Source organism: Mesorhizobium tianshanense (assembly GCF_007830515.1).
Taxonomy (GTDB): Bacteria; Pseudomonadota; Alphaproteobacteria; order Rhizobiales; family Rhizobiaceae; genus Mesorhizobium; species Mesorhizobium tianshanense.
In genome coordinates, this window is the sequence record NZ_VLKT01000065.1 from 1 (window position 1) to 20,982 (window position 20,982).

General features: G+C 57.9%; 17 protein-coding genes and 2 pseudogenes. 8 read left to right on the top strand and 11 right to left on the bottom strand.

Annotation, left to right across the window (positions count from 1 at the left end; translation table 11 throughout):
• Positions 1-423 precede the first annotated feature (423 nt).
• Positions 424-684, bottom strand: coding sequence for a hypothetical protein (locus tag IQ26_RS40735; protein ID WP_240547356.1), 261 nt, complete (start codon positions 682-684; stop codon positions 424-426).
• Positions 685-835: 151 nt separating this feature from the next.
• A pseudogene (locus IQ26_RS40740) lies at positions 836-1,249 on the bottom strand (PIG-L deacetylase family protein); the annotation flags it as partial.
• Between the two features lie 85 nt (positions 1,250-1,334).
• Between IQ26_RS40740 and rfbF the strand changes: the two are divergent.
• From rfbF to IQ26_RS33095, 4 genes and pseudogenes are all read left to right on the top strand, one after another.
• Positions 1,335-2,102, top strand: a pseudogene (rfbF, locus tag IQ26_RS33080) (glucose-1-phosphate cytidylyltransferase); the annotation flags it as partial.
• 7 nt (positions 2,103-2,109) lie between these two features.
• A complete protein-coding gene (locus IQ26_RS33085; protein ID WP_145722565.1) occupies positions 2,110-3,153 on the top strand; it encodes an NAD-dependent epimerase/dehydratase family protein in 1,044 nt (347 codons plus the stop codon).
• 28 nt (positions 3,154-3,181) lie between these two features.
• On the top strand, positions 3,182-4,426 hold the full coding sequence (locus tag IQ26_RS33090; RefSeq protein WP_240547355.1) for a class I SAM-dependent methyltransferase: 1,245 nt from the start codon (positions 3,182-3,184) through the stop codon (positions 4,424-4,426).
• Positions 4,427-4,428: 2 nt separating this feature from the next.
• The gene (locus IQ26_RS33095; protein ID WP_240547352.1) at positions 4,429-5,643 is read left to right on the top strand and encodes a class I SAM-dependent methyltransferase; all 1,215 of its coding nucleotides are present in this window, start codon (positions 4,429-4,431) and stop codon (positions 5,641-5,643) included.
• Here the strand turns inward: IQ26_RS33095 and IQ26_RS33100 are convergent.
• The 4 genes from IQ26_RS33100 to IQ26_RS33115 all read right to left on the bottom strand — a co-directional run bounded on the left by IQ26_RS33100 (position 5,630) and on the right by IQ26_RS33115 (position 10,144).
• Positions 5,630-6,619 carry a DUF707 domain-containing protein gene (locus IQ26_RS33100; RefSeq protein WP_145722567.1) on the bottom strand — a complete coding sequence of 330 codons (990 nt, stop codon included), beginning with the start codon at positions 6,617-6,619 and terminating at the stop codon, positions 5,630-5,632. The two genes, IQ26_RS33095 and IQ26_RS33100, sit on opposite strands and share 14 nt — an antisense overlap.
• A gap of 41 nt (positions 6,620-6,660) precedes the next feature.
• Positions 6,661-7,620 (bottom strand): glycosyltransferase family 2 protein, encoded by a 960-nt coding sequence (locus IQ26_RS33105; RefSeq protein WP_145722568.1) that lies wholly within the window; start codon positions 7,618-7,620, stop codon positions 6,661-6,663.
• A gap of 29 nt (positions 7,621-7,649) precedes the next feature.
• Positions 7,650-8,633, bottom strand: a complete 984-nt coding sequence (locus IQ26_RS33110) for a class I SAM-dependent methyltransferase (RefSeq protein WP_162458144.1) — start codon at positions 8,631-8,633, stop codon at positions 7,650-7,652.
• A 233-nt stretch (positions 8,634-8,866) separates the two neighbouring features.
• Positions 8,867-10,144, bottom strand: a complete 1,278-nt coding sequence (locus IQ26_RS33115; RefSeq protein WP_407660242.1) for a glycosyltransferase — start codon at positions 10,142-10,144, stop codon at positions 8,867-8,869.
• A gap of 309 nt (positions 10,145-10,453) precedes the next feature.
• Here IQ26_RS33115 and IQ26_RS33120 point away from each other — a divergent pair, with 309 nt between their 5' ends.
• The 3 genes from IQ26_RS33120 to IQ26_RS33130 all read left to right on the top strand — a co-directional run bounded on the left by IQ26_RS33120 (position 10,454) and on the right by IQ26_RS33130 (position 13,671).
• Positions 10,454-11,320, top strand: coding sequence for a glycosyltransferase family 2 protein (locus IQ26_RS33120; protein WP_145722588.1), 867 nt, complete (start codon positions 10,454-10,456; stop codon positions 11,318-11,320).
• Between the two features lie 141 nt (positions 11,321-11,461).
• On the top strand, positions 11,462-12,757 hold the full coding sequence (locus tag IQ26_RS33125; RefSeq protein ID WP_240547353.1) for a polysaccharide biosynthesis/export family protein: 1,296 nt from the start codon (positions 11,462-11,464) through the stop codon (positions 12,755-12,757).
• Positions 12,758-12,897: 140 nt separating this feature from the next.
• Positions 12,898-13,671 (top strand): TylF/MycF/NovP-related O-methyltransferase, encoded by a 774-nt coding sequence (locus tag IQ26_RS33130; RefSeq protein ID WP_145722572.1) that lies wholly within the window; start codon positions 12,898-12,900, stop codon positions 13,669-13,671.
• A gap of 12 nt (positions 13,672-13,683) precedes the next feature.
• On the opposite strand, the gene IQ26_RS33135 is transcribed toward IQ26_RS33130, so the two are convergent.
• Entirely contained in the window at positions 13,684-15,159 is a 1,476-nt protein-coding gene (locus IQ26_RS33135; protein ID WP_208760268.1) for a hypothetical protein, read from the bottom strand.
• A gap of 131 nt (positions 15,160-15,290) precedes the next feature.
• Here IQ26_RS33135 and IQ26_RS33140 point away from each other — a divergent pair, with 131 nt between their 5' ends.
• Positions 15,291-15,587, top strand: a complete 297-nt coding sequence (locus IQ26_RS33140; RefSeq protein WP_145722573.1) for a hypothetical protein — start codon at positions 15,291-15,293, stop codon at positions 15,585-15,587.
• Here IQ26_RS33140 and IQ26_RS33145 read toward each other — a convergent pair.
• From IQ26_RS33145 to IQ26_RS33160, 4 genes are all read right to left on the bottom strand, one after another.
• Entirely contained in the window at positions 15,575-16,426 is an 852-nt protein-coding gene (locus IQ26_RS33145; protein WP_145722574.1) for a sugar transferase, read from the bottom strand. The two genes, IQ26_RS33140 and IQ26_RS33145, sit on opposite strands and share 13 nt — an antisense overlap.
• Before the next feature lie 332 nt (positions 16,427-16,758).
• Positions 16,759-18,654 (bottom strand): GNVR domain-containing protein, encoded by a 1,896-nt coding sequence (locus IQ26_RS33150; RefSeq protein ID WP_240547354.1) that lies wholly within the window; start codon positions 18,652-18,654, stop codon positions 16,759-16,761.
• 125 nt (positions 18,655-18,779) lie between these two features.
• The gene (locus IQ26_RS33155) at positions 18,780-19,550 is read right to left on the bottom strand and encodes a response regulator transcription factor (RefSeq protein ID WP_145722575.1); all 771 of its coding nucleotides are present in this window, start codon (positions 19,548-19,550) and stop codon (positions 18,780-18,782) included.
• Positions 19,551-19,942: 392 nt separating this feature from the next.
• Positions 19,943-20,677 carry a Crp/Fnr family transcriptional regulator gene (locus IQ26_RS33160; protein WP_145722576.1) on the bottom strand — a complete coding sequence of 245 codons (735 nt, stop codon included), beginning with the start codon at positions 20,675-20,677 and terminating at the stop codon, positions 19,943-19,945.
• Positions 20,678-20,982 lie beyond the last annotated feature (305 nt).

Consider the following 20,982-nt stretch of genomic DNA (forward strand, 5'->3'; position numbering starts at 1 on the left):
CTTGTGTCCGTTCGCGGTCGGAGAAGCGAGTCACACACTGCGAACCCAGCAAAGGAGCGACCGGAATTTGAAGACATGCCCGTTTACAAGAAGCTCATTACGCTCGGCGTCGTCGGCCCAGCGGGTCGCCGGAGTCTGCAATGCGCTTGCCAACTTATTCGTGTTTTCGGAGTGCACCGTCTGTGGCGATTGCACGTTAGGCGACATCGCCGAGCCACCCACGGATCTGGCATCGACCCGGTGAGCCAATGAGATATCCCGCGAAGCCAGCACCCTGTCCATGACGACGATTGTGTGTTCTGCCGGAGTCTCGCGGCGTTCAGCAACACGAAGATCCAGATGACGGCTTTCAAGCCGCTGACGATCTTGCCGAGCACATCGGCGCGCTTACGCGGAAGTGGCCCATTAAACGAAGAACAGCGTTCACGCGTTAAGCTCATATCGCGTGAACATCTCGTGGTCCCTCAGCAACCACTTCAGAAAATCGCCGCCACCTATGTCCGCCAGGACAGGCCAGTCTTCTTGTCCCGCCGGCCGCTCCATCTGCGACCGGTGGGCTGCCAGCGCGTGACGTTTTACATCGATCACGTCGCCGACATAGGCATTGGAGTTGAACATCCTGACGCCGCGCAGGCCGGCAAAGAGTCCGGACCATTTGCCGCAATGCGGTGCGATTGAGCCCAAGCGCGTCGTCGTGCAGACGAACCCACGGCCACTGACACCAATACCAGACGGGATATTCGAACACGGTCACGCGCCGGCCATACAGTTGAAGCGCGCCTCGCACGCCAAGATTGGTGGCAACGTGGTCCGCAGGCGGCTCTTTCACGTGGGTGACGAACACGCTCTGTGGTTGCCAGGCGAAGAGCAACTGAGCGACCGCGTCTGCGATCTTGCCGACATGATGCTTTGCCATGCCGTCGGGAACACGCAGAAACCTAACCCGATCGGCCGAACCGCCGAACCGGCAAACCGCCTCGATCGCTTCGCCCTCACGGGTGATCCGCAGTGCCTCCATATCAACCCGATTTGAATGGGATGCCGAACCGTCGGTAACGAAAATAAACCGGACGTCGGCGCCCGAGTTGAGCTTCTTGCTGACGACCCCCCCACATCCCAATGTCTCATCGTCGGGATGGGGTGCGATGATGACCGCCGACGCCTGCCAGTCGGCTACGTCGAATGGATGAGACCCCTTACGCATCGCTTTATCGAGCATAGCACCAATCGTATGCCTGACGTCGCGCATCGATGGTTCCGATCATCCCTTCTTCGGTGTGGTCCAGCCCCACCACGCATGCTAGCAAAAACGGTAAGTGGTTGGGGTGAGAACAATGAAGGTAGGAATTCTTGCCGGCGGATTGGGAACGCGGCTAGCGGAAGAAACCGAGATCCGGCCGAAACCAATGGTCGAGATCGGGGCAAAGCCGATCCTTTGGCATATCATGATGCATTACTATGCCTACGGCCACCGCGATTTCGCCATCGCGTTGGGATACAAGGGCGAATACATCAAACGCTGGTTCAGCGACTATGTCGCATTCGATGGCAGCCTGACCGTCAACGCCGCATCGGGAAGCGTCAAGCGCCACTCAAGCTCGCTGCCTGATTGGTCCGTCGACCTTGTCGAGACGGGACTGAATACGCTGACGGGCGGCCGCATCAAACGCCTGATCGACTGGATGGGCGACGAGACGTTTATGCTCACCTGGGGCGACGGCGTTTCGGACGTCAACCTTGATGACCTGATCGCCTTTCACAAATCGCATGGCAAGCTCGCAACGATGACGGCGGTGCGTCCGCCAGCACGCTATGGGCACATCGAATTCGATGGCAATCGCGTCGTCGACTTCACTGAAAAACCTCAGGCCTCGGAGGGTTGGATCAATGGTGCCTTCTTCGTGCTCGAGCCGGGCATAAAGGATTATATCGACGGCGACGATGTGATGTTCGAGCATGCGCCAATGCAGCGGCTCGCGGCTGACGGCCAGCTGATGGCATATCGCCACGAATCCTTCTGGCAATGCATGGACACCATCCGCGAGAAGCATCTCCTTCAGAAATTATGGGACAGCGGGCAGGCGCCCTGGAAAACATGGGAATTGATCGATGAAAGTACTGGTTACAGGCCACCTCGGCTACATCGGTTCCGTCCTAACTCCGATGCTGCTTGAACGCGGCCATGATGTCACAGGTCTAGACAGCGACATCTTCCGGTCATGCACCTTCGTGGGAACGTTGGCCGAAGTGCCAACGATCGAAAAAGACATCCGTGACATTGAGGTCGACGATGTCGCCGGCTTCGACGCGATCATCCATCTCGCCGGACTTTCGAACGATCCCTTGGGGGACTATCGGCCCCTGCTTACCGAGGAGATCAACTGCGGCGCTTCGGTAAGGCTTGCGCAGCTCGCCAAGACCGCCGGTGTCCAGCGGTTCCTGTACGCCTCCTCTTGCAGCAATTACGGCGCGGCAGGCGACAGCTTTCTGACTGAGGATGCTCCCTTCAACCCGGTTACGCCTTACGGCGTCTCAAAGGCGAATGTGGAGCGAGCGGTCGCGCCGATGGCCGATCAGTCATTCAGCCCGACATTCCTGCGTGCTTCCACAGCCTACGGCCTCTCGCCGCGCATCCGTTTCGACCTCGTGGTCAACAACCTGACGGCCTGGGCCTACACAACCGGTCTGGTCTACCTCAAAAGCGACGGGTCGCCATGGCGCCCGATCGTCCATGTGGAGGACATTGCGCTGGCCTATACCGCCGTCCTCGAAGCCGAGCGGGATTTGGTTCACAACGAGGCATTCAATGTCGGCTTGACCACGGAAAACTATCAGATCCGCGAGATCGCGGCCTTGGTCCAGGCGATCGTTCCCGGCAGCCGCGTGGAGTTCGCGCCCGACGCCGGGCCAGACAAGCGGTGCTATCGTGTCGACTGCGCCTACATCGGTCGCCGCCTGCACGGATTTAAGCCGCAATGGACGGCGCGGCGCGGCATCGAACAGCTCTATTCCACATTTCGCGCAGCAGGTCTCACAGTCGAGGATTTCGAGGGCGAGCGGTTCAAGCGCATCGCCCATGTGCAGAAGCTGATCCGGAACGGCGAACTGGATGCCGATCTGCGCCGCACGCCGCAATTGGCGATGGCGATTTGAGCAAACACAGTCAGGAGCCAAGGCCATGATGATCGCTGGTGCGGCGTCGGTAACCGAGCAGGTCTGCCGATCTTGCGGCGGAAGCCACATCGATACGTTCCTGAAGCTCGGCACGACGCCGCTTGCCGATCGGCTTCCATCGAGCATCGACGATGGCGAGGAGGAGCCGGTCTTTCCGCTCAATGTCGCCTTCTGTGGCGATTGCAGCCTGGTGCAGATCACGGAAACGGTGAACCCCAGGATCCTGTTTGCCGATGCCTATCCCTATTACTCCTCGTTCTCGCAAGCGCTGCTGCGGCATTCTCGAGACAACGTGCTCGATCTGATCGAACGCCGCGGCCTGAGCACTGGGAGTTTCGTGATCGAGCTGGCAAGCAACGACGGTTATCTGCTGAAGAACTATGTCGAGGCGGGCATACAAGTGCTGGGTATCGACCCCGCCGATGGGCCTGCCGCCGCCGCCATAAAGGTCGGGGTGCCGACACGCCTAACGTTCTTCACGCGCGAACTGGCCGAGTCCCTTCGCCAAGAGGGCATAAGAGCCGACGTGATCCACGCAAATAATGTGCTCGCCCATGTGGCCGACACCAATGGTTTTGTTTCAGGCATTGCACGGTTGCTCAAGGACGACGGCGTTGCGGTGCTCGAAGCGCCGTATGTCGAACCGATGATCGACCATTGCGAGTTCGATACGATCTACCACGAACACCTGTGCTATTTTTCAGTGACGGCATTGGACAAGCTGTTTCGGAGACATGGTCTTTATCTCAACGAGATAAAACACTTGTCGATCCATGGCGGGTCTATTCGCCTGTATGTCGAAAGGCAGGAACGTGTCGGCGAGAGCGTCACGAACCAGATCGCTCATGAAAAAGCCCGAGGGATCGATTCCATCGACTACTACCGCGATTTTTCCGCGACGGTCGACACGTTGAAAGTCGAGCTCTCCGCCCTGCTGCACCGGCTCAAAGCGACCGGCGCCTCGATCGCCGCCTACGGGGCGGCGGCCAAAGGCGCCACCTTGATCAACACGGTCGGTATCGGACGCGATCTCATTGATTTCGTCGTCGACCGCAACACCCACAAGCAGGGCAAGTACATGCCCGGTCAGAAAATTCCTATCCGCTCCACGGAGGCTCTGTTGGAGGCGCAGCCGGACTACGTGCTGGTGCTTGCCTGGAATTTCCTCGATGAGATCATGGCGCAGCAAACAGAATATCGGGCCAGGGGCGGAAAATTCATCGTTCCCGTGCCGACCCCGCGGATCGTGTGACCGTGCTGGTCCGAAGCGCTGCCCGCGCCGAAGCGCGTGACCCGCTGACGAATTCGAGGCGGCTTCGCGTCGATTGTCCGGTCTGCCGGCAGCAGGATTTGCTGCATTCCGTTTCCTTCGACGCGCTGCCGGTGTCGTGCAACTCGCTGCACCCTGACGCGAACTCGGCCGTCGCCGCACAGACCGGCCAATTCGCCCTCGCGTTTTGCCGCAGTTGCGAACATTTTTTCAACGCCGCGTTCGAAGACGACCGGATCGGCTATACGCAGGATTACGAGAACTCGCTGCATTTTTCGCCGCGCTTCGCCGCCTTCGCGCAGGACCTCGCGGAACGCCTGTCCACTGCTTACGCCCTTAAGGGAAAATTGGCCGTGGACGTCGGTTGCGGCAAGGGTGATTTCCTCAAGCGGCTCTGCTCGGCCAGCGGCGCCAGGGGGATCGGCTTCGACAGGAGCTTCGAAGACAATCGTGGTGAGAACGTCGCCGGCGTGGAATTCATCAATGACTGGTTCGGCGATGCCTATCCGGACGTCAGGCCCGACTTCGTTTCCTGCCGTCACGTCCTGGAGCACATAGCTGAGCCGATCGCCTTCCTGCAGGGGCTTCGGTCCCATCCAGGCGTTGAGCCCAGCACGGTATTTTACATCGAGGTGCCCAATGCGCTCTATACACTGCGCGACATGGGAATCTGGGACCTGATCTACGAGCACATCTCCTACTTTACGCCGCACTCGCTGCGCGCGGCGATGGAGACAGCAGGCTTCGAGGTGCTGGACGAAGGCGAGTCGTTCGGCGGCCAGTACCTTTTCATCGAAGCAAAACCTCGCGAAACCGGGATGACGGCCGATTTTTCAGAAACGGGGAAGATCGAAGCGTTGGTCCGCCGCTTCGACCAAACATACCGCGACAAGGTCGCCTGGTGGCGCGATTACCTCCTGGAACGGGATCCGGGTCAGACTGTTGTCTGGGGTGCGGGATCAAAGGGGGTCACCTTCGTCAACGTCGTTCCCGGAGGCGCGCGGATAAGCGCTCTGGTCGACGTCAATCCGCACAAGCAAGGGCGATTTGCTCCAGGCACCGGGACACCTGTGGTTGGGCCGGAGAGCCTGCGCGGCAGGCCCTTGCGGTCGATCATCGTGATGAATCCGCTCTATCGGGACGAGGTTGCCCTGGCGGCGAACAAGCTTGGATTGGCGCCGGATATCATCGTGGCATGAGCTGGCGAACCGCCCCTTGCGGCTGACGGCCTGGCTTTCCGACTCCATCGACGTCGATCCGCTGCAGGTTGAGCGGCCTCAGCCAGCAATGTCGCGTATAATCGGTCGACCGACGCATAAACTGTCTCCAATCGAGTGGCGTCCTGAACAGCGCCCGCCAAAGCAACAGGGAGTTAAGCCCGATCAAAAATCGGGACCGTATGAGCTGCCCGCTCCGGTCGACTGCCGCATAAGTTACAAACCCGCGAAACGTAGCGCCGAACCTCTTCAACACTGCCTTGACCTGTACGTCGTAGCGCTCGTTGGCTGCGAAGCCTTGGAGCGACTTTGTTGTGCCGACCGGCCGCGTGTGTCTAACAACGACGTCGTCAACTATGGCGTAACGCAGCCAAGGCATGTCAGTCAGGCGGGTCCACAGAAGGTCTATTCCCGTCTCGTAGCCGAGCCCGAACAATTTCAACGCGGCCTGCAGGCACCTGGCGCTGAACACCGGACACATCATTTCGACCGTGTTGGTATATCGCAACAAGTATCGCTTGCCGCTGACAAGCGTCGCGGCATAGGAGAAATAGCTATCCAATGAAAGCGCTGGCTGAAAAAGATCGAGTTTATATTGTCGACCGATTGCAAACAGACGATTCAAATCCAGTTTCGTCGTCTCAATGTCATCGTCGATCAATGCAATGAAATCATATCTCGTCACAATTTCAGGGTAACTTTGAAACAAGGCATGATACCCTGCGATCTTGCGCCCAGGCAGAAACACGCTCAAATCGTTTTGACCATGGGAAACGCCAGGCTCGTAGGCGGCGACGAGAAGATCGAAGTCGGCTTCGCCCGCCCCCTCGGTCCAGCCGGCATGCAAAGAGCCACGCCCCGCCCGGACGATCACCAGATTTCTCTTGCTCGAACCCTGCGGCAATAGCTGGGAGGCGGACGCTCCTGCGGCCGCGGGCGCGACTTGGCGACGGTTCATTCAAAGGCCTCCGGCGGATCCTCGCACCAGATCACTCGTTTCTAGCCAGGAGAGCGGCCCGAGACGGCATGAATGCGTCTCAGGGCTCCCAGGCCGGCGCCGCGCAGCTTGCTACGAAGCTGCGGAGAAACAACGCCTACAGCTTCCAGGCAGAATCTCGCAACGAGCAGTGGATCCAGGATCCATGCAAGCAGATGAAGGAGTGTGCTACCCAGCGGTGCCGTCCCCCTGTGCCGATAGGCGATCGCGACGAGGTGTTTTACCCGCGTCGACAATTCGAAAGCGTTCGCGGTGGAGCCATCCGGATTTTGCCAAGCCAACCGTTCGGCGCTTGGCAATCGCACCGAACGCGTCGGATGGTCACGGCTGTAGAGTATCGCGTTGGGCGCGTGGACAAACGGCCCGAGAATGGCCATCTCGGCCAAAAGCGCGCAATCGGACCCATAATAAGGCTCATGCAAAGTGGTTTTGAGCAGACAATCCCGGCGCCAAAGGCCAAACATCGCCGCATCCCATCCGTGCGCGGCAACCATCAGCCGGAAGCGGGACGCGGGCGAAGATCCTCCCATATCCGGCAGCACCCGTTCGACATAGGAAGTGTGCTGTCCGGTCTCGTCGATTCCCAGCAAGCGCGGATAGGCAATGACGTGGCCGGCGTTATCGTCGAGCGCACGCACGCAGTCCGTCAGGAAACCACGGTCCAGGACGTCATCGTGCGCGCACCACTTGAAATATGTGCCCGAGCTCAATTCGAAAGCGCGATTGAAATTGGCCGCGGCGCCCAGGTTGCGTGCGTTTCGAACATAGCGGATGCGCTTGTCCCGCAGCGCGATTTCCAGGCATATATCGGCTGTCCTGTCTGTCGAAGCATTGTCGGTGATGACGAGTTCGAAATCATCGAAGTCCTGCTCAAGGATCGACTGGATCGCCTCGGAGACGAAATTCTCGCCATTGTAAACGGGCAGACCAAGGGATACTCGGGGTGACTTGGAATGTTCCATTTTCCGGCTTCTTCTTGACGAGAGTGCGATCAGACCGCGATGATTTCCGGTCGCAGGCCCAGCGCATTCAAGGATTGCGCCACTTCATTCAGGTATATCGGGTTCATGACGATGACGAGGTCAGGCGGCGTGTCCAAGAGGTCGCCTGGCGCGATCACCGGGTGTCCGGTTCCGGGCGTAAACTTGCCTTGCTTGTAAGGGTTGATGTCGACTGCTGCCCACACTTCGTCTCCAAGCTGCAACGTCGTCAGGAACGACACTGCCTTGCTCCCGCCGCCCCACAGGACGACCCGCCGGCCGGCGGCGTATGCGGCGCGGATGCGCTCCTGCCAGAAATCCTGAACCGCACGCACGCGGGCGGGAAAGGTTTCCGCCAAACGGCGCATCTCTTCCAGATCGTGCTCGAGCGGTAGTCTCGGTGCCGTCGGGCCTGCTGACGGCCGGGCGTACTGAACAATGTACTGGTCGTCATAGACGAGTTCCAGGTCGGTAACGTCGAACCCTTCCTGGCGAAACAGTCGTGCGTGCGTACCGGGGCTGAAATAGGAACAATGCTCGTAGTAAATGTCCCAGAACGCACTTTCCACGAGCACGCGTTTTGCATCCGGCGTTTCGAAGACGACCCAATCTTCGGTCCTTTCACCGATCATCTTTCGGATCAGCCGCACGAAAGTCGACACGGACCCTATGTGTTCGAGCGTGTGGCGACAAAGGACCGTGTCCGCTTGGAGATGCTGGTAATCTGGTCCGAAAAAATCGACGATCATCTGAATGTCGCCGTAGTCCTCATTGCGTCCTTTGTCGGCTCGATAACCTGGGTCGATGCCGAGCCCGGTGGCGCCGCCGGCCATGCAAAGTTCGCGGAGAAATTCGCCCTTGCCGCAGCCGATCTCCAACACGTGCTTGCCGACTATCGCACATTTCTGTGCAATCTCATGTGCAAGTCCCTTCGCGAAATTGTTGAAAGTGCTCGAAAAATGCTGGGATTCCTCAAAATTGGTCGAGTAGCCCATGACCGCCTCGTCAAAGGCCCTGTTGAATATGAACCCGCATGCTTCACAAAATGCGAGGTCAAGGTCGCGACGAGGAAAAGCATGGGCTTCCTGGGCCGAGCTAAGCAGGACGCAGCTATGCACCGGGATGGATTCGACCCTGTAGATCGACCGGCTAACGGGCGCCGAGCAGCACGGACACGAAGTCGGTTGAAGCGTTTTGGCGTTGCTGGCCATGTGGAGGTCAAATGCATTCATGGGAGAGCTGGCTCGGCAAGGGAATCGGTTATCTCGCGCCTTTTGGTTCCAAAGAATTCTCTGTGCCCGGTTTCGCGAGCAAGCTGGGCAGATTGGGCCAGGCCAAGGGCGTCGAGGATCGCAAGGTCGAACCTTTCCTCGGAGAACCTAGACGCGTTCATACGACAGGCGTGCGGCGCAATGGACTCCGCATTTTCCTCGAACAGGTCAATTGCGTCGGCTATGGAATCGACGGACTGACGGTCAAAGAGCACCCCTGTCGGATGGCTGCTCTCGCCAAGCGGCCGGACAATGTCGCGGGCACCTCCACGGCCAAAGGCGATCAATGGAGTGCCGCAAGCCTGGGCCTCGGCAAGCGCGATCCCGAAATCCTCACATCCGGCGAACACCATCGCACGGGCGTTAGCGATTTTTTCGATGTATTCATGCCGCGGCAGATAGCCGGTGAAAATGATGTTGGGACCGGCAAGCGATCGCAGATGCTTGGACTGTACTTCGTCGCCCACGACAATCAGGCGACGCGACGGAGTTTTGCTGAACGCCTCGATAATCAGATCCGTCCGTTTATACGGGGCGTGGAATGCGGCCGTTACGTAATAGTCATCCTTGCTGGCGACCAGTTTAAGTTCCCCGGTGGCCACGGGCGGATGGACCACCCGCGCATCGCGGCCGTAAATCCGTTCGATTCGCGAGCGGACATAGTTCGAATTTGCCAGCATCAAATCAGGACCATGCGCCGTGCGGGTATCCCAGGTCCGCAGCCTGTGAAGCATGTAGCGAAAGACAAGACCCTTCGGCCCAAATCCCAAATGGGCTTGCTGTAGATAGGAGAATTGCTCGTCCCACGCATAGCGCACAGGACTGTGCACGTAGCAAAGGTGTGGTTGGTCTGGGCGCGTGAGAACGCCTCGAGAGAATGCAGCCGAAGAAGAAATTACCGCGTCGTATCCAGTGACATCAAATTGCTCGATCATAAACGGGCAAAGAAAAAATAGAGACCTGTAGTATTTTTTCACCAATGGGAGCCGATTCATCGCAGAAACGTGAAAAACCACGCCTGGAAAGTGCTCGTCTTTGACCTCCTTCGGGAGAAAATCAAAAAGGGTGAAAACCTCGGCTCTTGGAAAGAGCTTGCAGATCCGGGCAAGGACCTGCTCCCCTCCGCGAAAATTCGGGCACCAGTCATGCACGACGGCGATGCGCGCGTTGCGGTCGATGGCTGCAAATGGCGCCTTGCCGATGGATCGCACATGTTTGGTATCATGGCCAACCATGGTGGTTGCTTTCGGCTGTCGCACATGGCGCATGCATTGCCCTCCCGGAACGTCGGCACCTTTCGGGAATTCTGTTTTTGCCCGGATGCTCAACGACTGTGTGTCGTCCGTCCCGTCCAAACAAGCTGTCTATCGGGTTAAGCTCCGCCCCCGCTCGAAGCCGGTTGCACTCCAACGAGGTACGGCTTCTACTCCGATGGGCCTAAGCACGCCGCAACGCTAAACTTATGCGCAGGCTGCATCGACGCGACCGGCGGATTAGGATGATAGCGCACTCACTTCATTGGCGGTGCGGAGGGTTGATTGTCGATAAAGGTGGTCGTGATCGTCGCAACGTTTGGTCGCACGGAGCATGTGGCGCGGCTTCTCGCGCAGCTTGAGCGGCAGACGCGGCTCCCGGACGCGGTCATAATCTCGGCTCCTGACGCAAACCATGTCCCCACCAACATAGCCTGCCGGTTTCCGGTCTCGAGCGTATTGGGAAAAACGGGCCTGGCGGCACAGCGTAACATTGGCCTCGATGCCGCAGGTGACCGGTTCGACATAATCACCTTTTTCGACGACGACTTCATTCCTGCAGACGACTATCTCGATGGCGTATCACGGGCGTTCCTGCAGCAGCCGGACTGGGCCGTGGTGACTGGAAGCGTGCTGAAAGACGGTGCAACGACTGCAGGGTTCACGTGGGAAGAAGGTATCCAGGCGCTTCGCGAGGCCGGCACAGCGACTGAAGCGCGCGGGGTGGATCAACTCAGCGCCTATGGGTGCAACATGTCGATCAGGGCGGCTTTCATCGGCGGCCTTCGCTTCGACGAACGGCTTGTGCTCTACGGGTGGCAGGAAGACGTTGATTTCACCAGCCGGCTGAGAGCCAGGGGGCGGGTCGTCGCCTTACAGTCGATCCGCGGAGTTCATCTCGGCGTCAAGAGCGGTCGCGTAAGCGGCGTTCGTTTCGGCTATTCGCAGGTGGCGAACCCGATCTATCTCATCCGCAAAGGGTCCGTTCCTTTGCCTGTCGGACTAAAGTTGATGAGCAAAAATCTGCTTGCCAATCTCGCACGCAGTCTCTGGCCGGAATCCTACATCGACCGGAGAGGACGTCTGCGCGGCAATCTTCTGGCGCTTTCACACGTCGCAAGGGGCCGGGTGGAGCCTGAATACATTCTGGAGATCTAGATGCTTGATGACCCGTTCTTTTCGATCGACAGAGGCACTCGCTCAAATCGCCGAGCCCGAGGCCTCGACAGGCTGTCCTGTCGGCGCGCGGCTCGTCGCCTGCTCCACGTCGTGGTGTCGGCTGGGTTGACGTTGGCCTGCATGTCGGGCGTTTCGGCTGCAAGCGCCAAAGAGTATGTGCTCGGCCCGCAGGATAAGCTGCGCATCAAGGTCTACGAGTGGCGTGCGTCGCGCGACACGATTTTTGCCTGGGGTGCTCTCAACGACGAATACACGATCGGTCCCAACGGCTCTATTTCGCTGCCGCTGGTCGGCGAAATCAAGGCCGCCGGCCTGACGACCAGCGAGATTGCGAACTCCATCGGCAACGGCCTGATGAAAAGTGTTGGCCTTGTGCGAGTACCGCGCACCGCAGTGGAAATCGTCCAGTTCCGACCTTTCTACGTCGTCGGCAAGGTGACGCAATCGGGCGAATTCGCATATCGGCCCGGGCTGACCGTCTTACAGGCATTGAGCATCGCGGGCGGGCTGCGGACGCGGGAGGACAAGGACGCCAGGTTCGAGCGCGAAGTGATCCAGGGTCGAGGAGATGTGAGGCTGCTTAGGCTGAGCGAGGCCAATCTACTCGCTCGTAGGGCAAGGCTCGAGGCGGAACTCTCGCATGCCAGCGACATTCAGTTTCCGCCCCAGTTGACGCCACGCACTCAGGACGACGTCATCGCCATGCTCATGAAGCAGGAGCATTTGATCTTCCAGGCGCGCAGGGAAGGGTTGGACACCCAGGTCAAGGCGCTTCAAAGTCTGCGTGAGTTCCTCCAGAAGGAACTCACCTCGCTGGAAGCGCAGCTCGTCTTCCTCGACAAGCAGATTGCCTCTATCCAGAAAGAGTTGACGTCCGTCTCGGCGCTTGTGGCAAAAGGTCTGGCGGCGGCGCCGCGGGAATTTGCTTTGGAACGAACCCTCGCCCAGGCGCAGAGCGAGAGGCTGTCGGCGGAAACCAGTCTGCTGCGAGGCCGTCAGGAAATCAGCAGAACCGACATATCCATTCTCGAACTCCAGGACGGACGGAGAAATGAGGTAACGATCGATCTGCGTCAAACCCAAGCCGAACTCGATGCTCTCGACAGCAAGACAGAAACAGCGAGGCGGCTATTGTACGATTCCGAGATATCTGCCCCGACTCTTCTTGCCCGCCGAGCCGAGTTGGATCTGGCTGCGCCAATCTACACGATCTTCCGACCGTCGGCGGATGGCACGACGGTGCAAATACAAGCCAACGAAACGAGCGTCGTCGAGCCCGGAGACACCATCAAGATTGAAATACCACAGGCTCCGGATGAAATGGGCGCGCTGGACTCGACATCGACCGAGCAGCGCAAGGCGCCGGGAATAGAACTCAAAGCAGAAACCGTCGGCGATACCGTAGGCATTCCGTAGCCTGCCGGCGGATTCTGCGAGCAGGATGAGGGTAGAAGCGCGCGACTGATCGACGGAAGTCAGTTAACTTCCTTGACCAGTACACGCACTATATGGCCCTATCGCCATCGCGCTCTTTTTCTAGAAAAAGAGACTTCGCCATGCAAGCAACGGAACTACCCAACGTCTTCTTGACCAATACGTTCGATGAATGGATTCAACAGAAGCCATCCAAGTCTCAGACGGTTCGCTTTGCCAACAAGGTTCTCCGGAAATTTGGAATAAACCTCGTCCTCGCACCACCTGTTCGCACGGGCTGGATGACCAGTGTCGAACAGAGAATGGACATGTATCACTTGGCAAGCGCAGCGCTTTTCTACGACGTACCGGGAGACTTCTGTGAGTTGGGATGCCACGAAGGCAAGTCAGCCGTCGTATTCCAACGCATACTTCAGCACTACGATCCAGGCAGGAACCTTCACTTGTATGACAGCTTCGAAGGCCTCCCGAACGCCAGTGCCGAAGACGGCCACGCCAACGCTCACAAGGGCGACATGGCCACTACGCAGGATGCGCTCATAGCAAATTTCAAGCGCTTGAATCTTCGGCAGCCTATTCTTCACCAGGGATGGTTCGAAGATACGCTTCCCACACAGTTGCCGGACAAAATTGCATTTGCGCATTTGGATGGTGACTTATACGACTCGGTCAAGGTCAGCTTGGAGTATGTGTATCCTCGCCTATCAAAGGGTGCTGCATGTCTGATAGACGACTACAGTGATCCTGGATTGTTCGACTCGGTCGATCTCTATCCGGGGGTAAAGAAGGCATGCGACGAGTTCCTTAGCGATAAACCCGAAAAGGTTGCGCTTTTGTATGGTGGATTCGATAGCACTATGGGCTTCGGAGCTCATGGATACTTCCGAAAGCTCTGAGCCTATGTCGCTTTAGACGCGGCCGGGAACAGTGCCGATCTGCGATTGAATCATGTGTTCGCTGGAATCGCGCGAATACTGGAGCGTCCTTACAGGAGCCCCAGCAACACTGTCGTCTTCAACAGGCAAGAGCCGGCTGACAAGAACGACAGCGAGAGGAATCAAGAACACGATACCGGGGTCGGCGCTGCCACTTCCCAGCGACGCGGCCACGAGCCCCGATAAGGCGCAAGCGCGGACACTGGACGCGATCGCGTCGACCTCGGGATCGATGCGACTGCGGACACCCCGCAGCCCCCGCACCAGCATTGCCAACAGAGCAGTCATCATCGCGGTGCCGAACAGCCCCAACTGGGAAAGCACCGCGATCGGCCAGCTCGAGGCCCGCGAGCTTCCCAACCCGACCCCCAGTCCACCTGTATCGAAGAAAGACTGCAGGCTTTTGTAGTTCCAGTAGCTGCGCTCCTGGCCGGAGGCTGACGTGGCTTTGTTGATCACCGTGGAGTCGACGAGCTGCAAAACCGGATCGAAGACATGAGGATAGAGCAGACTGGCGGCCATCGCGGAGAGGAGCAAGGGCGGCAGCAACCCGATAAGCAGTGCCTCCCCCGACCTCAGCCGACTTGAAGCGAGCGACTTCACGATGGAAAAGACAACGGGCACGCTTACGATTGCAAGGCCGACATAGGCAGTCGACGATGTCGACAGCAGCAGGAGAACAAACAGGGTCGCTCCCAATCCCAATGCGAATTTGGATCCAGTCTTGCGCCAGTAGGTGTAGGTGAACGCCAGCCCTGCCAGCGATGCCCCGCCGAACGCCGATGCTTCTGAAAACGCCCCCGCAATCCGCCAAAACCCAGCTTCAACAACTTGCGTCAGCATGGCGTAGTTGGCGCTACGAATCGGGGCGAGGATGTCGCCGGCACCGCTCACCTTGCCCAACAAGTCCAGAATGCCCATCGACACGTGCAAGGTGAACCACAGGAAGAAGCCTCGCCTGATATTGGCCAACGTGCCGCTGCGCTGAAGCAGCAGACAGACCGCCAGGAACGTCAGCCCTCCCAGAACAAAGTACCCCGCCTGAGAGATATTGGCCGACACCGGCGCCAGGGCCGCTTCGTAGACCCCCTTGCCGGTGCGGGAAGAGACGAAGGCGCTCGTCTGCCCGGCAAAGAGCCTCGGAAATAGCAGCGCTCCGATGCTCACATAGATCATGAGCGCGCACACGATCCATGCCGCGCCTATACGAGCAAAGACTGATCCAATTTCTCTCCAGATTCCCCGTCGAGCTAGTGCTGCCACTATCAGGAGCATATCAAAGACCGTGAAGATAAGCGGCGATGAGCCGCCAAGCGAGGTTATCGTCCCGATTGCCGTCGCGCCAAAAGCCAGAGACGAAATCAGCGCAGCGATGATCGACCAGCGCATATAAACGACGAAGGCCAGGATTCCCGAGCAGATCAGCACCCCAACGACGGAAATCTGCATTTCACTCCTCCGACGATGGCTGATCCTGCCTGTGCATAATTAAGCGAATGGCTTCACAAAAAGGAGCGACTCTGATTTGCTTGGGAGGGCGTTGATCTCGCGCCAAGAAAATCGACCCCTGGGAGGTCGCCGTGTTGCTTGCCATTGTCGGCGTTGCGGGTCTTGCCCTGGTGACAGGGTTTACCCTGCGCGCGCCGGCGCTGATAGCGGCGACTTTGGTGGTGATCGCCGGCAGCATCGCTGCGGGCAGTTTTCTCCACCTGTCTGTTGAAACCACCATCCGCTCGACACTCTATCTCGTTGTCGTCACCCAAATTGCCTACTTGGCCGGCCTAGCTTTTGCCGTACTGTGGCACAGCCCGAGTCGGGGGGCGATAATCCCCGAGACCGTTTCTGCTCCCCTGGACGTTCCAATTCAGGAGGTCTGATCAAATTTCATCATGGCCGGTATTGTCCGCATCAGGATCGAGAAGTCGCGTAATAGAGACCATGTTTGAACGTATTGCGTATCCAGCAGCACGCGATGCGAATATTCGGTCATGTTTCTCCCGCTTATCTGCCAGAGGCCGGTCAGCCCTGGCCGCGTCTTCAAATATTCGTGCGCTGCGGCGCCATAGCGTTGCAATTCGTCGGCAACGACAGGTCGTGGACCGACGCAACTCATGTCGCCGCGCAGGACGTTGAACAGCTGCGGCAGCTCATCCAGGCTCGATTTGCGAAGCATCTTTCCGAAAAACAGGATACGCGGATCGCACTTCAGCTTCTGGTTGGCTGCCCACTCCTGGGCGGCCTGTAAATCGCGGCTCAGATGCCGTTGGAGCACGTCCTCGGCATTAGGGACCATGGTGCGGAACTTATAGCAGTCGAAGACCTTTCCGTTGAATCCGATACGGCGGTGAACAAACAGCACCGGACCGCCTGTGGTGGCCTTGATCAGCAGCGGGATAAGAACCAGGATCGGACTGGCGAGAATGAGCGCTGTCGAGGCTACCAAAAGATCCAGCAGCCTCTTGGCCCAACCGCCGAGAGGCTGTCGGTGGTCGCCCCCTACATCTTCTTGAACGCTTGCCGTTAGAATGTCCGGCTCAAGCGCAGTGGTGCCGCGGTCAGGGCTTGCGTCGAGTTGAGGCGACGTGAGGCCTGGCGTATTCGACGTGGCGGCCGCGCCGCTTTCTTGCCGAAGAAGCAATGTCGCCGCAGGCCTGGCCCCGACCACAATGCCCAAGTCTCTGTAGGGCCGCACGTGGCTTTCTATCACGCTGGACATTTCTGCTCACGCTCGATTTCAGCTGTTTTCGTTTGCATTTTGTCAACGAAGAGCGACCTCCGGCAAGCAGAGAAAAGGTGGTAGTTGGGGGATGATTGGTAGCGGCGGGTTACCCCTAAGATGCTAGATTGGGTACGGACGAATGGCTGCTGCGACCAATGGCAGGCGCGATATCGGAATCAAACGTTCGACGCGCTGTTCTCTGCGCCGCCCTGCCTAATTAGCGGCGCAGAAACATTTTGGCGGACAGGTGTCGAATTGACGGGCATTCCGAGACTTGCCGCCGAGCTTGCGCTCGACTGCCCCCCGCCGCGAGGAAGACAGGATCGATCTCAGCGCGGTGCTTGGGTCGTGCGCTTCCGGTAACGATGAGCCGAAACGGAACGAACACGGGTCATCAGCACCCCAAGGACGGACGAATTGGTGTTCTTGAGGGTCTGCGTCAGATCTTCAAGTTGATCAAGCGACGTCACACCCCACTGCGCCACCACAATCACGCCATCGAGAAGCGGGCAGACAGCAAGCCCTTCAGCACCTGAACTAAACGGTGGAAGCTCAACAATGACGACACTGTAAGCGCCAACCTCGCGCAGTAATCTCTCCATATTATTGGGAGCGAGCAAATTCGCGGAATTCGACTCATCGTTCCTCAAGTAATAAAACGATGTCTTTTCAATGAACTGGATTTGCTTGACGAGATCTCTGGGGCCCCCGGAATCCCGGTCGGTCATGTTGAAATCGGAGGAATTGACGAGTTCGTTGGCCAGTGCCGACTTACGGTCGGTGTTGATCACGAGGGTGGCTGTACCCGACGCCGCACATAGGGCCGCCAGATTGCTCACAACGGTGCTCTTTCCATCACCGGGGGACACGGATGTGACTCCGATGCGGCGCCTTGGATGGGAGGCTCCGGCCAAGCTCATGATCGCCTTGACGCTCTGAAGGCTCCCGCTGAATGAGGAGTCCGGATTCCTGAGCACCTCGTCAAGCCGGCCAAAACCACCCCGCCTGAAGCTGACCGGCGGCAATTCTCCAATACAGGCTAAACCCAGTTCGCGGCGGATCTGATGAGGCGTCCTCACGTTCCGATCGAGACCGCGCCGCGCCACGGCAAACCCGATGCCAGCTACCAGTCCGGCAAGTGCGCCAAAGGCGAGGATCAAGGTCTTGCGCGGCCGACTTGCCTTTTTTGGGCTCGTTGCGGAGGTAATGACACGAGCATTGGCGATCAGATAAGGTTGTTGGTCGACCGAGTTCGTATAAGCTCCGAGTAGGCTTTCATACATCTTTCGATAGGTTTCGGCGGTAACTTCCAACTGCTCTAGTGTAGTCTGGTGTTTTGGCTGTTCTTCGTTGAGGGGGAGACCCTGTCCATCGACGGACGTCTCGCCCTGGCCTATACTGTAGTCGTGTTTCGCGCGAAACTCCTGGGCGATCCTGGTCGCCTTGTTCATCTGGTCGCCGACCTCCCGCATACGCCTTTCCAACCATACGATGCCTTCGCCAGCCGCCACTTTTGTCGTTTGCACCTGCTCGCGTACGAATGCCTCCGCTGTGGCGTTTGCGATGCGTGCCGCCAAGGCCGGGTCCAGAGACTGGAATGTAATGTCTATTGCATATGAGACACCGACACGCTGAACATCCAGGCCGCCGGTGAATATCTCCACCGCGCTACGCTCACGCTCGGATTCCGACTGCGGAGTGTTCGCTTGTTCTTGATCCGACCAGGGCAGCACTCGATTGAAGAAATCCGTCAGCGCAGCATAGCTGGTGTTGAGCCCGTCAGCCTGAAAGACACTCATCCAGGCCCTGTGAAACCTCTCGCCGATCGTCGGCCCGCTCATATCCCTGAACGTTGGATTATCCATGAGTCCAAGGTCATCGATCACCATTATCGCGATCTTCTGAGAACGCAGAACCGCGAGTTGGCTTTCGATCTGGGCGGTGTCGAGCGACAAATTCACCTCAGAGGGCTGCTGCTGAAGGTTTCTGGGGATCTTTGGTTCGATCAGCATCTGCGTTCGCGCCACATAGATCGGATCCGAGGTAGCAAAGTAAAACGTGGCGCAACCGATTCCGGCGACCATAAACGCAAGAATCGAGAAGAGGTACTGCCGGACAAAAGAAACAATGTCAGCGAGGCTGATAAAATCCTGCGGAGCATCGGCCCCAACAAGCCATGGCTTGTGGGCAATTGCCGCCAACGGCCGGTCTAGCATGGCGTCCATCCATATCTGCAACGAAGAGAGCGGCGGACTGCAGGCCGAGCAGGGTCTCTACCGACGAGCCCCATTGCGAACGTGCAGCCGTGGCCACCGTAAATGTCCCATGATCGCAAGTAACCGTCGTCCGGTTAACTTGATCGGCCTGACGCGAGGGCACCAGGGAACATCTCATTGAGCTTGTAGACGACCTCCGTCCTGTTCGTCGCCTTCAACTTCTTCATGATGTTGCGGATGTGGACCTTGACGGTGCTCTCACGGAGATTGAGCTCATGCGCGATTATCTTGTTCGCCTTCCCACGCCTCAAAGCCTGGACGACCTCTTCTTGCCGCTCCGTGAACACGCTCGCCATGGCTCTTGTCGAATCGACACCAGTGTCGATTGCCTTGTGCAGGGCAAACACACTGCTTGCAGGGACAAATGTTCCACCGGCAAGGACAAGATTTACGGCTTCAACACAGATCTCGAAACGGATCGACGAAGGGATGTATGCTTTTGCGCCGTAATTCAACGCCTTTAGAATCTGCTCCAAGTCGTCGGTATCGGCCAAAATCACCACTGGAACCGGGTGAGCCTCATTCACGAGATCGGCGATTTCGGCGCCGGTCTTTGCGTCTGTCACCTTTCGGCTGCCCACGTTCAGCAGAATGGCTGATGCAGAGATTGCGTTCTCCTGATGCCGCCATTCTTCGACCGAACCGAACGACAGGATTTCCTTCCCGACGCCATAAGCAGTCAAGCATTGTGCAAGACACTGCCGGTCAAGCACGCGCTCATCCAACAGAGCCAGGCAAGATTCGGCTAAGCCGTTTCTATGAAGATGAATTCCATTCCCAATGTTACCCGATAAGAATTCCAGTGCACCGGGTGATTTGGCTTCCAATTGAATTGTCGGTACCATTGAACTTACTCCCCAAACATTACACACGTTTCGAGACCAGTACGAGAGGGACTTCAGACAAATACCATTTGTGCGAACGATATTCTGTTCGCGCCAACTTCCTTGAAACTGTGAAATTGCCAGGCCCCCGCCATGGTCACAGCACTATTGCGTAGAGGAGGTTACCGGCCAAAAGGTGGGCCTTCACTAATTTAGGTTAACAAAATCTAAAAAAATTTTCGGTTAGTTAACTCGGCCTAGCAGGAGGCTAGTAAGAGACTGCACCGAATGGAAGCTGGAGCTCGCATTGTCTGTCCAGATGCGAGCAGTCGGCGTCCATAAGAATAGTGGGCTTCGCCTATCGGGTGGCTTCGGGGCAGGTCCCGCCGCGTTGGCGTGGTGCCGACATAGCGTCAATTATAGACATATCTGTTATGGATATATCTGTCATCGAACTCGGCAAATTTCGTAGCGCCCGGTAGATCGATCACGTGGACATGACCTTGGCGGAACTCGAGAAGCCTGCGTTCCCTCAATTCCCGCAACATTCGATTGACATGAATCGGCGTCAGGCCGAGCGCATCCGCGAGGTCGTACTGGGTGAGCGGGCATGCATAGCCAGTACGGGTGGTAGCGCCAACACGCTCCAAGCGCGCCCTCAGTTCGAGCAGCAGGTGCGCTGTACGCGCCAAGGCGCTGCGCCGACCTATATTGGTAAGATGTTGGGCAACAAGAGCTCTCTGTTGCACGAGAGGTTCGAGAAAAATGGAGGCTGTGCGCGACGACTTTGCTGCGCCAAGAGCAAGTGTCTTGGTCGAGGCCTCAAGTACCGCAAGATCGGTTTGGGCCACAAACGTCTCAAGAGCAGTGCCCATATACGACTGTGGCAGGACAATGTCGCCCTTCAGGGCAAAATCCAAAATCTGCCGCTGCCCACCGGCAAGATCATGGGAAATGCATCCCCAGCCTGACTTAATCATGAAGACGCGACCGCTGTCTTCTCCCTGATTGACGATTGCGGTCTCTGCCGCATATCGCTTCGGCACGAACCCCAGCGCCTTGATATACGCCTTATCGTCGTTTTTCAGTCCCACCGACGACGGATCATCCTCATCTCCATTCCAAAAAGGGCGTGAAGCGTACGTCATTTGAACCCCGCCAATCCTCCCCAAGATACCCTCCTAGGCAAAAATGTACTTCAGCTTTGACGTGTTGAGTACCCTCACCAGGCTACACCAAATGGATGATGTTGCCCTGATGCACTCCCCCAAGAAGCAAGGATCATGCCTGATCAAGGCCGAACTAAGACCCGGACCCACCGTGAAACTCGACCGACTTTCACGGCTCCGCGCCAACGTGTTCAGCGGACTTGCAGCGATACAGTCGCGCTGGTTTCGAGCAGTGTATGTGTTGGCCAGGAGGGGGGCGAGGTTGCTTCAGCTCGATCCAGCTA

Bases quoted from the DNA above. Each gene is read 5' to 3' on its own strand.
- IQ26_RS33085 (WP_145722565.1), top strand. From the start codon at position 2,110: ATGAAAGTACTGGTTACAGGCCACCTCGGCTACATCGGTTCCGTCCTA.
- IQ26_RS33090 (WP_240547355.1), top strand. From the start codon at position 3,182: ATGATCGCTGGTGCGGCGTCGGTAACCGAGCAGGTCTGCCGATCTTGC.
- IQ26_RS33100 (WP_145722567.1), bottom strand. From the start codon at position 6,619: ATGAACCGTCGCCAAGTCGCGCCCGCGGCCGCAGGAGCGTCCGCCTCC.
- IQ26_RS33105 (WP_145722568.1), bottom strand. From the start codon at position 7,620: ATGGAACATTCCAAGTCACCCCGAGTATCCCTTGGTCTGCCCGTTTAC.
- IQ26_RS33110 (WP_162458144.1), bottom strand. From the start codon at position 8,633: ATGGGCTACTCGACCAATTTTGAGGAATCCCAGCATTTTTCGAGCACT.
- IQ26_RS33115 (WP_407660242.1), bottom strand. From the start codon at position 10,144: ATGGTTGGCCATGATACCAAACATGTGCGATCCATCGGCAAGGCGCCA.
- IQ26_RS33125 (WP_240547353.1), top strand. From the start codon at position 11,462: ATGTCGGGCGTTTCGGCTGCAAGCGCCAAAGAGTATGTGCTCGGCCCG.
- IQ26_RS33130 (WP_145722572.1), top strand. From the start codon at position 12,898: ATGCAAGCAACGGAACTACCCAACGTCTTCTTGACCAATACGTTCGAT.
- IQ26_RS33135 (WP_208760268.1), bottom strand. From the start codon at position 15,159: ATGCAGATTTCCGTCGTTGGGGTGCTGATCTGCTCGGGAATCCTGGCC.
- IQ26_RS33145 (WP_145722574.1), bottom strand. From the start codon at position 16,426: ATGTCCAGCGTGATAGAAAGCCACGTGCGGCCCTACAGAGACTTGGGC.
- IQ26_RS33150 (WP_240547354.1), bottom strand. From the start codon at position 18,654: ATGGACGCCATGCTAGACCGGCCGTTGGCGGCAATTGCCCACAAGCCA.
- IQ26_RS33155 (WP_145722575.1), bottom strand. From the start codon at position 19,550: ATGGTACCGACAATTCAATTGGAAGCCAAATCACCCGGTGCACTGGAA.
- IQ26_RS33160 (WP_145722576.1), bottom strand. From the start codon at position 20,677: ATGACGTACGCTTCACGCCCTTTTTGGAATGGAGATGAGGATGATCCG.